This is a genomic window from Aeoliella sp. (genome assembly GCF_965227375.1).
Taxonomy (GTDB): Bacteria; Planctomycetota; Planctomycetia; order Pirellulales; family Lacipirellulaceae; genus Aeoliella.
The window spans coordinates 2,674,256-2,687,429 of record NZ_CBDDFX010000001.1 but is presented as its reverse complement, the minus strand read 5'-3'; the positions used below and the strand labels follow the sequence as shown (position 1 = coordinate 2,687,429).

The window sequence follows — 13,174 nt, the reverse complement described above, 5'->3', positions numbered from 1 at the left end:
GCACGACGGTTGCAAACGGTATGGCTCCCTCCCCAACCATAGGCCTCGCCGGCCAGCAGACCGCCGGCCCCGAGGCTCCCACCAACGATCCCTCCCTGCGGAACGAGACGATGAAAAAAGGATTCCTGATTGACATGGATGGAGTGATCTACCGCTCCAGTGAGCTGATTCCCGGCGCCCGGGAGTTTATCGCGACACTCGAGCGGTGCGAGATTCCGTTCATGTTTTTGACCAACAACAGCCAGCGAACCCGCCGCGACGTCGCTACGAAGCTCGAGCGGATGGGCATTCCGGTGACTGAAAAACACATCTTTACGTGCGCGATGGCCACCGCGCGGTTCCTGGCGCGGCAGCAGCCAGGAGGCACCGCGTACGTAATTGGCGAAGGCGGCCTGCAAACCGCCCTGCACAAGAACGGCTACGCGGTGGTCGACCGCTCGCCCGACTACGTGGTGGTGGGCGAGGGCCGCACGCTGTCGTTCGAGATGCTGGAGACCGCTGTGCAGATGGTGCTCGACGGGGCGAAGCTCATCGCCACGAACCTCGACCCCAACTGCCCCACCAAATCCGGCACCCGCCCTGGCTGCGGCGCGATCGTCAGCCTCATCGAGGAAGCGACCGGCATCAAAGCGTTCAGCGTCGGCAAGCCCAGCCCAGTGATGATGCGGCAAGCTCGCAAGGAACTTGGCATGGCCACCAGCGAGACCATCATGGTGGGCGACACCATGGAGACCGACATCCTGGGCGGCGTGCAAATGGGCTACCGCACCGTGCTGGTGCTGTCCGGCGGCACCAAGCGCGAGGACCTGGCCAACTACGCCTACCAGCCCGACCTGGTCGTCGACTCGGTCGCCGACCTGTGCGACACCTCGATGCTGATTCACCAGGTGCTGCCGACCAACAACCGCGAAGACGACACCCCGCTGGACATCGACGCCTGGAGCAAAGCGCACGCGTAAGTCGAATGACGAAATACCCAAACACCCAAATACCCAATCAGCGACGCTTGCGCGCTGATTGGTCATTGGGTGCTTCGAGATTGGGTACTTCATCATTGGGTATTTCGTCATTGGGTATTTGGGTACTTCGCCGGGGTTTTGGGCCAGTTTTGGGGCAAAACGATCCATTGGCCCAAAACCCCAACCGGATTGTCCCCTCCCGTTTGCAGAAACCGCTTGTTTTTCCGAGCATTTCTCAACCCCACGGGTCCAAAACCCTCCACGTTGTTCCCCGCATGTCTCACCGTTGGCCCAAAACCCCACAAGCTCCCCTCCCGGAGATAGTGGCCGTTCGCTCCGCGCTCCAAGCTTGCGCTGCGCCAACACTGAATTCCCGAGCCCGCGCACACCTCCCCGTCGTCGAACTCACAAGAGTTCGGACACCGCGCTGGTTCACAATTCCTCACCCCGCATTCTCCCCCACCGGGTGTAAGATTCCCACCAGCACCGCACAAGAAATAGAAGAAACCTGGAGGCCCCTACGTGCCTTCCACAAATGTGGATTCTCACGGGGTAGTAGGTGGCGGCTTCCAGCCAAGGGGGTTATCAAACAAGTCGCAACCAGCGATCGGCTTCTCCTTGGCTCCTTGGACGCTAGTCTCCCAAAGAGTGAACTTCCCAACGCCTGAAGGGCCATTGGGCCATTCTTCGCTCAAAAAGAACAGACGATTGCCGCCATGCGTGAAGGTGGGTCGATAGCACCCACTGATGTTCGGCGTGAGGACACGTTCCGATTCTCCATCCGCATCGGTCACGACCACTTTCAAGTCGCCTGAGAACTTCCCCTTGGAGTAGGCAATCAAATTTCCATCAGGGGATGCCACAGCACCGGCAGGACCAGCAACGGGTTGAGGTGCGGCTGTACCGTCCACCGCGATCGACATCCTGCCATCCGCACTCGAGTACACGACTCGCGTTCCATCGGCGGTGAACGACGGCTCGAAGGCGTAGTCGTCGTCGGAAGTCAGCTGCCGCAGGTTGGCTCCGTCGGCATCCATCACACATATCACGCCCCCTGGCTCCCAGTTGGCAGCCAGACCACCCCACTGGTAGGTCTTGTCGCGAGCGAACACGATCTGCTTGCCATCTGGCGAGAATCGCGGCGAGGTATCGTTCGCGTCGATGTCGGTCAGTTGTGTCTTCTCACTCCCGTCGAGTCGCATCTTAAACAGATGATCGGCACGGTCGCCCGGCACACCAGCCGCGTAGACCACCCATTGTCCATCCGGCGAAAAGCTCGCCGCGGTCTCGTAGTCTGGCGTGTCCGCGATGCGTGTCACATTGTGATCGGACAGAGCGAGGAGAAACAGATCGCGCCCACCCGATCCGACTGCATTGAAGAGAATTGCATCGTCCGCGGGCGACACCGCAATCGTAATGTCCCCGTGCCCTGGCGGACGGTAGTGATCGCGGGGCGTACCGAATGGACAACCACACAAACAAACGAGGAACGTACAGACCAACAGGCGGAGTGCAATACGCATGGTCTCCCCAAACTTGTCCTGGGGTGAAAACATCCAGCATCAACGCAAAGCTCCCTCTCAAGATACCCGCGGCAGGGACGAGCCGTCCAGAGAATTCGCACAGACCAACGATAGTCGCGATTCGCTCCGCGAATCAGCGCAGGCCCAAAGATCAGGACGCCTTGCCCGCCAATGAACACCAATCCTCGCGAATAGGCCTCGGCTACACGCCTACCCCGAAGGGGTATCGTCAAAGTAGCCCAGGGTTGCGTTCAAGCGAGTCCTGCGAGCTTGGACGCTACCCTGGGTACTGTGATGAACGCACCAAGCGGTCGAGGAGTACGCTCTCCACTAGCCGGAGCGTTGCCGAGACCGCAACGATTCCGCGATATCCATGAGTAGCGATTGGGATTCTAGATCACTCCCTCACGTGTTACATTGCCCCCTGCGGATGGCCTAATTCTCGGATGTCCAGCCTGTTGATGCTTTCCATGGAGGAATCCGCTCGTGACGAGATACATGACGTCGGTCGTTGTTTTGGCATTTGCGATCCTTGATACTTCGGCGCTGGCCAGCACGCTCATTCCCATGAGCGATCATAACTTCGAGCATACCTACGACCCGGTTCGCAATCGGCTCTACATTCCTACAAAGAATGGAGTCTTACAGCGGTATGACATCGCTACCAATCAGTTGCTCGATCCTGTCGCAATCGGTAATGATCTCCGGGGCTCGGACATTACGCCCGACGGAAGCCATCTATACATCACCGACTTTCGCAAGACTGGTACATATGCCGAACTCTACAAGCTAAATCTGGATACTCTCGAATACCAAACAATCGATTTGCCCACGTTGGGTCCCGAGGGAACATACGACGTCGTCATTACCCTGGACGGCTTGGCGTTCACTACAGGGCCTGTTCCATGGAGCCCAGGTGGTTTGAAGATCTTGGCGGTAGATACTGAGACGGAAGTCTTGGTTGGCATTCAACCGGTGAGCAATCCCGATAACAATGTTATATCTCCCGCGTCCGCTGCCCGATCCGCCGATCGTTCTTTGGCAATCTTTGTCAGCGCGGGTACGATTGGAGACGGTGTCGCCCGCTACGACGCTCGTGCGGAGTCATATCGCTCCTACAAAGAGCGCATCTCAGGCTGGACGCACAAGGGGACTGTTGCTGTCAATCGTGATGGGTCACTTCTGGCGGTGGATGGGAAGGTTTACGAGCCGGATGCGACGTTAGTTTATGAGTTTCCTTTTAACGACTATCACATCGGTGGTTTGGCGTTTGATCCGTTGCAGGATGTGCTGTACGTGGCCGATCGGCGGTCGGATGCCATTGAGGTGTACGACACCAACACTTGGGACGTGCTGGGCGGTCTGCCGGTGGGAGAGGACATCGGCGCGGAGTTCTCACCGGTGCCTAACTTCGTATCCACCTCGGCCAATGCCCGACTGTTGTTCGTGAACACCGGTTCGGGCGTGCGGATGCTGGAGAATCCCTTCGCGGTGCCGGAGGCAAGTTCGCTGCTGCTCTCCCTCTCACTTCTGGGCTTCGCGACGCTTCAAGGTGCATTGAATCCCCAGAATTTGCGATCCCCGTGACGCACCTGTATATTGAGCGGGATGCTCGGGGAGAACGGCTGACAGATTCTGGGGGATCTGCTGTCAGGTTCTCTGGGGTGATGGCTGTTGCCTCTTGTCTGGTTGCGCTTCACGCAAAGGGGAATTCCATGTACCGGCCAATCTGCCACGTGTCGTCGCTGCCTGCGCTTGCTGCGATCTTCGGCCTGACGATCGGTTGCTCGGGGGCCATGGCCCTCAACATCACGGTCAACTACGTGCCGATGGCCACCAACCCCAACGACCCGACGGGCGCGGGGGCGATTGCCGCTGTGGAGGCGGCTGCCAGCCATTGGGAAGACCTCATCGAAGACGCCCACAACATGACACTCAACGTGTCGTACTACGTGAACGACGGCATGGGCAACGGGGTCTGTGGGAACGGAGTCGCGACCGCCTGCGCGCCGGTGACCGCAACTTCGCAATTTAATGGCTTCGACCGCACGGCCACAGGCAACCTGTTTCTGTTCGCCAACCGCAACTGGTACATCGACCCGACTCCGGCGCAGAACTCGGAGTTCAATCTCTCACAAACCATCTACAGCGACCTGTCGATGTCCGATCAGACGGCTGGGTTCGATGGCACGAACCTGATTCCGCAACTCGAAATTGGCTATCGCGGATCCACCAACTTCAGCGACCCGAACGCGTCCAACTCGGTGGATATGGTAAGCACCGCGTTGCATGAGATCGGTCACCATTTGGGCGTGACCAACCAATTAGATTCGGCGATCAACGAACAGTCGGATGACGACTTCGATTTTCCTACTGCGTTGATTGCCGGAATGAACATGGCAGCCAACTCGGTATCGAACTTCCATCTGGTCGACGCCTTCCCGCTGATGAGCAACGTCGGCTCGCCCCTTGGCGAGCGGCGCTTTCCCACCGCCACCGACGTGCTGGCCGCCGCGGCCGGCAGCGGTTGGACCCAAATCGATCTGAAGCGACAGGACTACCTGAGCGTCAATGGCAACTTCGCCCAGGCGGCTCACTGGATCGGCAATCAGGTGCCCGGCCCTACCGATGATGCTTACCTGCGCCACGGCGGCATCGTGTTCCTCAGCGCCAACGACATCGTCAATTCGATCCTCATCAGCGAAGGTTCACATCTACGCACGTTTGCCAACTCGCTAATCGTGCAAGGTGCCGCCACGCTCGGCGACTCGAGCGGCGCCGGCGTATCGCGAATCGAAGTGCACAACGGTGGATCGTTCCTGGCCGACCAGGTGCAACTCGATGCGGGCGAGGTGATCCTCTCCGGCGGCCAGTTCGGTGTCTCCGCCCAGGGAGATGACATCGAGAACGATACCACGATCCGGGGACACGGCACCCTTCTCGTCGGCGACCGATTCATCCATCGAGGCTCGCTGAACGCCGAAGGTGGCACCCTCACCATCAACGAGCAAATCTCCGGAGTCGGCAGCATGCGGTTCGGCTCCGCGATCGACAACCCCATCGTACTGGCCACCAGCGGCAACATTGACATCAACGTACCGCTCGGCACCGCGCTGTTCGGTTCGATGACCATCGGTGGCGGACGCTTCGTCGACGTCGCTGGGCCATGGCGAATGCAGGGCGAACTGACATTGGACGGCACTGGCGCCCTGACAGCCGAGGTGCGCGGCGGCGATCTGCAACTGGCCGGCGACGTGGTGGTCGACCGCCTCGCCCTGCTCGACGCGAACGTACAAGTGACCGGCCTGGCCGACATCACCGTTCCCCAGGCCAACGACCAGCTCACTTTCGGCGGCAACACGACCTACCAGGGCGGCAACCACACCGGAGCGGGCACGCATGTTTACGATGGAGATGTGATCGTCCAGGCAGGCACGCTGGAAGTCGACAACATCGATGCCGATGGCGTTCCGTTTCTGCAGGAAGGCGGAACCATCGAGTTTGAGGAATTCATCGGCAAGTACGAAATGTCAGGCGGAACTCTTTCCACTCGTGGCAAGTCGGTGATCGAAGGATCGCTCACGCAGGGTGGGGGACAAATTGCCTTCTCCATCGGCGGGCCCGACGTGGGTGAGTTCACCACGCTCGCCATCGCCAGCGAAGCAGCTCTCGACGGACTGCTGCACGTGTCGCTCGCCAGTGGTTACATGCCGCCAGTCGGTCTGCAATTCCCAGTGCTCACGGCCGACAAGCTCGTGGTCGACTCGCTGTCCCTCATCGGCCCGGCGGCATCGCTGTTCGACCTCGACATCAACGGCGACACCATCGTTCTCGAAGCCCTGTCCGCGGTGCTCGCAGGCGATTTCAACGACGACGGCATCGTGAACATCGCCGACTACACTCTCTGGCGAAACAACCTCGGCGCGGCGAACGAATCGGCCATCAACAACGCTGGCAACGGCTCCGGCGGCGTCGGCGCGGGCGACTTTGCGGTGTGGAGAGACAACTTCGGAGCCACGAGCGGGGCGATCACCTCGCCAGTCACGGTGCCGGAGCCTTCCAATTGGATGCTCCCTACGGTTCTTGTGGGGCTAACCGTTTCTCGCTGGCTAAGTCGTCGTCTCTTGGAGAAGTGAACAGGCATTATTGAAGGCCAACCATGGTCTTGACCAGCCTTGAATTGCCGCATTCTGGGCAGATGACGTCTACTTCTACGTCGCTTACTGCAAGAGGAATCTCTATCATCCGGCGCTCGCCATTGGAAAACGCTTGACACAACCTCGCGCTGGCGCCAGGAGCATGGAGATCAACCGTCTCCTCGACAATCTTGCCTGGTATGTCGACGACGGAGATCGCATGCGAATCTCTGTCCTGAAAGACAAAGGAATACGTCCCATCGTAAAGGTCGGGAGCATCTCCAAATGCCTCGGATTTGTAGTCGCAAGAAGGGCAAGTGAGCTTAGACACGATCATTGTCGGCACCATCGGTTTACGTATGGCGATTTGAAAGCAGTACCGTAGGATGGGTCAAGCGAGTCTCAGCTCGCGCGGACCCATCATGGGGTGAACTACGAAATACCCAAACACCAAAATACCCAATGACGAAGCACCCAATGACCAATCGGCGCGCAAGCGTCGCTCATTGGGTATTTGGGTGCTTCGTCATTCGTCATTAAACCTCGCCGATTCTACTCCATCAAGCACGACGCCAGTTGCTCGCTGTCGCCGAACTCGATGGCTAGGGCCAGTTGCGAACAGCGGTCTTGGAATTGGGCGCCGGTGTCGCCGTGGCCGGCTTCGACCAGGGTGTCCCACAGTTCCGGCTGGTCCGGCAGCACGCAGCTTGCCAGGTGCTGGCGGCCGGCGCGGTCGAGCGGGCGGAACTCCACCACGCGGTCGACTCGGCCCGGGCGGGTCGAGCGTCCTTCGAGCGGAATGCCCAGTGCCGGGTCGATGCGGTCCAGGTGGTTGGTCGTAATCACCAACAGCAAACCATCGGCCCGCTGCACACCGTCGAGGCAGTTCAAGAGACAGTCAAACGTCAGTCCGCCCTTCTCGCCAGCCGCGACGTTTTCGCGACCATGGAACACCGCGTCGATGTCTTCGAGCAGCGCCATGCAGGGCACCTCGGTCAGCATGTGCGACCACTCGCTCTGCAGCTCGTCGTTGTACAAGCTCGCCAGGTCGAACGAGAACACCGGCAGGTCGAGGTCCTCTGCCACCGCGCGGGCGAAGGCCGTCTTGCCGGTGCCCGGCTCGCCATGCAGCAGCCAACCGCGCCGCCAAGGCAAACCGCGATCGCGGTGCCAGTCTTCGCTGGCGAGCCATCGCTCGGCCTCGGTCACCAGCTCGCGCTTCTCGTCGTCGAGCGCCAGGCGGTCGATCGCCTGATGGCCGCTACGCCGCGGCGTGCCCAGCTCGCTGAACTCCCACCGCAGCGGGCGGTATTGCAGGCAGCTACGCAGGTCGTTGTGCGAGCCGCTCCGCGCCCGATGGTTCTGCTGCGAACCACCGAACCGCATCTTGCCGGCCGAACCGAACACGTGCTTCACGTAGTGCCGGCCAGCGGCTTCGCAGTTCTCGTGCACTTGGCGGTTGAAGAACTCGGTGGCTTCGATCACCAGCTTGTCGGGGTTGAACATGCCGCGGAGGAACGTCAGGCAGAGGCTCTTCTGGTCGTAGTCGCTGGCGTTCACGCCGTCTTCGAGCGACACGCCCGAGCGGCCGCCGTTGGTAGCCCACAGCGGTCGCCAACCACGCCAGTAAATACGACCGGCCGGCGGAGTGATCTCCATCGACACCACCTGCACACGCCGCTTGGGCTGCACGTACAGCATCCAACCCACGTACGCCCGCGGTCCCCAACTCGAAGCGTTCATCTGACTTCGCAGGTAACAGAGCATCGCTTCGGATTGATAGCCGTCGAGCGTGACCGACATCAGCACGCGGCTGGCCATCACCTGGTACGCACTGCGCAGGTGCGACCAGAACGCGGCCAGCAGCGAACCAATCGCAGCGCCGGAAGCAAACAGCCAGGGTGAGTGTTCAGAAAACATGAGCTAGTCCTTGTGAAAAACCGTTCGAGGAAGGACAGCCGCAGTGGAGGAGAAGTTCGCACTAGATTACGCAAATACGAGAGGTTCTATTCCCGAGAACCAGTCGCGCGGATGATCGCCCGCAAATCCACGCGAATGACACGAATGGAAAAAGCGTTGGTCGAGATTTCCCAGAAGGGGAATCACAGCAGAGCGACGAAGCGCAGATCTCTCTGTGCAAGCAGTCACGCGTCCATCCCGAGATCGGTATCCCTGGTGGCATCCGGAAATAAATCGGCGAGCCACCCATGAACCTGGCGAAACCACTGCAGTCGCTCTGGCGAGAAACCATCGGAAGAGAGGGCAACCTCACCATTGACGTCAATTTGAATGTTGCCACGCCCCTTCGCTGGCTTCGAATACGCCAACTCGATCTCTCTTACGGTACTCGAGTGCCAAGTTGCCTCGTCGATGCCCGCGATGAGACCAAAACGGTCGTCATTGGGTGAAACCCAGCAAACCAGAGACGAGTTGTTGACTTCTTCCGTGTACCGCTGGCGTACAACTTCCGGGGTCAGATCGTGGCGTCCATCCGGGGCGACATAGTGGAGCCTGACCGCGACCGGCAGTGGTGCTAAGACGCGCCAAGTTAATTGGGACATGAGACTATTGGGGCGATAGACACCAGCAGTGAAAACCTGGGAACGACTCGTGCTATCATTATGCCCTCGTTCGCACGCCGCGGTCCACATTGCGGGGTCAGCAATGTCGAAACTTGCAATGACGCATTGACCAATGAGCATCGCTTGCGCTTCATTGGTCATTGGGTATTTCGTCATTGTGTATTTCACTCGTTGGGTACTTGGGTATTTCGTCATTCCCCGCCGATGGGTCTGCGTCGCTTAGGCTCCTGGACCCATCCTACGACGCTAGCATTGCTACTCTCGCCCCTCACCCCTCGATCCTCGCCCCTCCATTCTGCTTCGCCCTTGCCTGCTAAACGAGCCCTTCCTATACTCGCCGCCCGCGTGCGGCTCCTGGACGCCAATGCGCTTGCTACCGAACTCTTCCACGGACGGAGAACGACATGATGGGCGAACGAAATGTGGCCTTCTGCTTCGCCACCTTGCTGCTCGTAGGCTGTGGCAACGCACTAGCCCAGCAGCCTGGCGGTTGGCAATCGGCGGCGACCAGTCGCTACTCCAACGAGTCAGCCACCGCAGCACCGCTGCCTGCGACCACTCAACCGGCGGCCACCGCGACGACTCCGGCGGCCAACACGGCTCCCGCCGCAGCGCCGGCCACGACCGCACCCATCGCGCCGATTGTTGGACCTCCGCCGACCCGCGCCCGCGTGACCAAAGGCTCCGGTACGCTGCCTCGCGATCACGGACAAGTGTGGCGCGAGTACGACATTCGCCCTTACACCGCTCGCGCGCAAAGCTCCACCAAGCCCGAGCAGGCGGTGGTCGACTGGATCCTTCGCGAAACCGGCTACGAAGCCTGGCACAGCGAGCCGCTGGGCATCCTGAGCGCCGGCCGCGACACACTACGCGTGTACCACACGCCGGAAATGCAGGCGATGGTGGCCGACATCGTCGATCGGTTCGTCAACCAACAATCCGAAAGCGAGGCCTTCTCCCTCCGCGTGGCCACGGTCACCAACCCCAACTGGCGTTCGAAGGCGCTGCCGCTGATGACGCCGATCCCCGTCCAGTCGCCGGGCGTGCAGGGTTGGATCATGGCCAAGGAGAACGTCGCGGTGCTGCTGAGCGATCTGACGCGCCGCACCGATTACCGCGAATACAACTCGCCCACGCAATTGGTGGGCAACGGGCAATCGATTGTCATCAGCACCATGCGGCCCCGCGGCTACATCAAAGGCGTGATGCCCACGCCGCAGATCTGGCCAGGCTTCCAACCCGAGCAGGGTCAACTGCAGGAAGGTTTCTCGCTGGAGTTCAGCCCACTCATGGCGCTCGACAAGGCAACCTGCGACGCGGTGATCAAGCTCAAGTTGCACCAGGTGGAAAAGATGGTGCCAGTGAAGCTCGACATTCAAACGCCGGTGGCCGAACAGCAACGCATGGAGGTCGAAGTGCCGCAAGTCACGATGGCCAACCTGCACGAGCGATTCCGCTGGCCCACCGACCAGGTGCTGCTGCTTTCGATGGGCGTGATCGGCACCCCCGGCCCCACGCGCGACAACGCCCTCACGGCGGCGCTGCCCATCCTGAAGACCGCCCCCCGGGCCGACGCCCTGTTGTTCATCGAGGCCAAGGGCAGCGTGCTGCCGCCGGCCGCACCAAACGCCCCCGTGTCCACGGCCGGCCGCAACCCGGCCCAATTCCACGGACGCTACTAGGAAAGTCGCCGTTCGCTCCGCGAACGAGCGTTTGTAGCAGGGTCCGTTCGCGGAGCGAACGACCACTATCCCGAATCGGCCGCGATTTGCTATCCTGCGCAGACTATGACTGACTCCTCCGCCAAGTGCCGTCGCGTTGTGATTACTGGTATCGGTGTGATCTGCCCGCTCGGCAGCCATCCCGAAGAGCTGTGGAATGGCCTCTCCACCGGCACCAGCGGCGTGGTGACCTGCGACATGCTGCCCGTCAAGTCGGCGGGGCTCTCGCTGAAGTACGCCGGTGAGTGCCGCCAGTTCTCCGGCGACATCGACAACTTCGGCGACTTGGAAAAGGGTAAGAAGAAGTCCATTCGCAAGGCGCTGAAGATGATGTGCCGCGAGACGCAGATGGCCGTGGCGGCTGCAGAGCTCGCGCTCTTCGACGCCAAAGTGGCGGATGGCTCGCTCGATCCTGAACGAAGCGGCGTGGTACTCGGTAGCGACTACATGCTCACCATGCCCGAGGACTACATCGACAGCATCAACAAGTGCACCGAAGAGGGCAAGTTCGACTACGAGGACTGGGGCACCGACGGGCTGGGGCAAATGACTCCGCTGTGGATGCTCAAGTACCTGCCGAATATGCCGGCCAGTCACATCGCGATCCTTAACGACTTGCGCGGACCGAACAACTCGCTCACGCTCCGCGAAGCTTCCAGCAACATGGCCGTCGGCGAAGCGTTCACCACGGTGGCCCGCGGCCACGCCGACTTCATGCTGGCCGGCGCAACCGGCACCCGCATCCTGCCGATGCAGGCGATCCACGCGATGCAAACCGAGCAACTGGCCGACGCCGATTGCGACCCCGCGGCCGCCTGCCGCCCGTTCGACAAGAATCGCATCGGCATGGTGGCCGGCGAAGGTTCCGGCGTGGTGGTGCTGGAAGAACTCGAGCACGCCCAAGCCCGCGGCGCGAAGATCTACGGCGAGGTGACCGGTATCGGCTCCAGCCTGGTGGCCGATCGCAACCTGGTGGGCGATACCGAAAAGGCCATGGCCAACGCGATCACAGCCTGCCTGCGCGATGCGGAACTCGCCCCGAGTGACCTCGGCCACCTCAACGCGCACGGACTCGCCACGACAGAAGGCGACCGCAAGGAAGCCGCCGCCATCGGCACGGCGCTCGGCGACGCTGGGAAGAACATCCCGGTCACCGCGCTCAAAAGCTACTTCGGCAACCTCGGCGCAGCTAGCGGCGTGGTGGAACTCGCCGGCAGCCTCTTGGCAATGCAGCATGGCCAACTACCTGCGGTGCTGAACTACACCGAGGCCGACCCCGAGTGCGACCTCACCATCGCAACCTCTGGCGCCCAACCCGGCAGTAGCTTCTTGAATCTGAGCGTCACACCCCAAGGCCAGGCATCGGTCTTGGCGGTCGTGGCCAGCTAATCGGCGCCGATTGAACTTAGGCGAGCCGGAAGCGTCAGCGCCCGGAGTGTACTGGAATTTCCAAGAGCCGTCCCGCGATTCAAATCAGTCGCGGATCAGCGCGGATCAGAGTTCTTGGCAGTGCGCTGGTGGAACATTGTGTAGAATGGCAAACCGCAGTGCCGGCGGAACCATCCACCCACCCAATGTGACTTTTTGGGGAGCACCAAGATGGCGGAATTGAATCTAATCTCGGTTTCAGAGTCGTCATCTCGCGAGCTAACGGCCGATGGTGCGGAGATCGTCGTCCGGATCGCCGGGCAGTCATTTTTCACTGGCCAGCAAGCTTTCGAGAAGGCCAAAGAGGTTGCCGATTGCACAGCCGCGCTCACTCAGTTGGGTCTTGCTGAGGATGCCATCAGTCTCCTCAGTGTTCTCACCGAAGTGGAAACGGGCCTGCTGACCAAGTCTTCGTCGGCCATCTATCACTTGATGGTCAAGCTGACAGACTTCGAGTTGCTCGGCCCCGTGCTGGCCGCCATCAGCGCCCAAAAGAACGCGCTTGTGGAGTCCGTGGATTGGCAGTATTCCGAACTGGAATGCATCAAGCGAGAAGTGCTGCATCAGGCCGTGAAAAAAGCCAAGTCCTCGGCCGAACAAATCGCCGAAGCACTCTCGGCAACTCTCGCTGGAGTCCATCGCCTATCTTACAAAGTATCGGGCCTGGAAACGGAACCAAGCAGACTTTCGGATCTTCGTGCATTCGGCAGGGCAAAGGCAAGGCAATTCGCGGAGTCCGATCTGGCACAGATGTCGCTTAGTCACAAGACGCGTTTGACCGTAAGCACCTCAGCAGAATTCCTGGTGGCCGACCCACAGTGAATA

The 13,174-nt window shown here is 60.5% G+C and carries 10 protein-coding genes; 6 read left to right on the top strand and 4 right to left on the bottom strand.

Going from position 1 to position 13,174, the window contains the following annotated elements; genetic code table 11:
- The first annotated feature begins 110 nt into the window (after positions 1-110).
- Positions 111-959, top strand: a complete 849-nt coding sequence (locus ACQK2L_RS11015) for a TIGR01457 family HAD-type hydrolase (protein WP_425397433.1) — start codon at positions 111-113, stop codon at positions 957-959.
- 545 nt (positions 960-1,504) lie between these two features.
- On the opposite strand, the gene ACQK2L_RS11010 is transcribed toward ACQK2L_RS11015, so the two are convergent.
- Positions 1,505-2,482, bottom strand: a complete 978-nt coding sequence (locus tag ACQK2L_RS11010) for a TolB family protein (RefSeq protein ID WP_425397015.1) — start codon at positions 2,480-2,482, stop codon at positions 1,505-1,507.
- 486 nt (positions 2,483-2,968) lie between these two features.
- On the opposite strand from ACQK2L_RS11010, the gene ACQK2L_RS11005 reads away from it, so the two are divergent.
- Both ACQK2L_RS11005 and ACQK2L_RS11000 read left to right on the top strand, forming a co-directional pair.
- On the top strand, positions 2,969-4,069 hold the full coding sequence (locus ACQK2L_RS11005) for a YncE family protein (protein WP_425397014.1): 1,101 nt from the start codon (positions 2,969-2,971) through the stop codon (positions 4,067-4,069).
- Positions 4,070-4,197: 128 nt separating this feature from the next.
- A complete protein-coding gene (locus ACQK2L_RS11000) occupies positions 4,198-6,618 on the top strand; it encodes a hypothetical protein (RefSeq protein WP_425397013.1) in 2,421 nt (806 codons plus the stop codon).
- Between the two features lie 7 nt (positions 6,619-6,625).
- Here the strand turns inward: ACQK2L_RS11000 and ACQK2L_RS10995 are convergent, their stop codons facing one another.
- The 3 genes from ACQK2L_RS10995 to ACQK2L_RS10985 form a co-directional block, all read right to left on the bottom strand.
- Entirely contained in the window at positions 6,626-6,949 is a 324-nt protein-coding gene (locus ACQK2L_RS10995; protein ID WP_425397012.1) for a hypothetical protein, read from the bottom strand.
- Positions 6,950-7,170: 221 nt separating this feature from the next.
- Positions 7,171-8,538: an AAA family ATPase gene (locus ACQK2L_RS10990; protein ID WP_425397011.1), complete on the bottom strand. Its 1,368-nt coding sequence runs from the start codon at positions 8,536-8,538 to the stop codon at positions 7,171-7,173.
- Positions 8,539-8,762: 224 nt separating this feature from the next.
- On the bottom strand, positions 8,763-9,341 hold the full coding sequence (locus ACQK2L_RS10985; protein ID WP_425397010.1) for a hypothetical protein: 579 nt from the start codon (positions 9,339-9,341) through the stop codon (positions 8,763-8,765).
- Between the two features lie 263 nt (positions 9,342-9,604).
- On the opposite strand from ACQK2L_RS10985, the gene ACQK2L_RS10980 reads away from it, so the two are divergent.
- From ACQK2L_RS10980 to ACQK2L_RS10970, 3 genes are all read left to right on the top strand, one after another.
- Complete coding sequence (locus tag ACQK2L_RS10980) at positions 9,605-10,882, top strand: hypothetical protein (protein WP_425397009.1); 1,278 nt, start codon at positions 9,605-9,607, stop codon at positions 10,880-10,882.
- 105 nt (positions 10,883-10,987) lie between these two features.
- On the top strand, positions 10,988-12,310 hold the full coding sequence (locus ACQK2L_RS10975) for a beta-ketoacyl-[acyl-carrier-protein] synthase family protein (RefSeq protein WP_425397008.1): 1,323 nt from the start codon (positions 10,988-10,990) through the stop codon (positions 12,308-12,310).
- A 210-nt stretch (positions 12,311-12,520) separates the two neighbouring features.
- On the top strand, positions 12,521-13,171 hold the full coding sequence (locus ACQK2L_RS10970; protein ID WP_425397007.1) for an SIMPL domain-containing protein: 651 nt from the start codon (positions 12,521-12,523) through the stop codon (positions 13,169-13,171).
- Positions 13,172-13,174 lie beyond the last annotated feature (3 nt).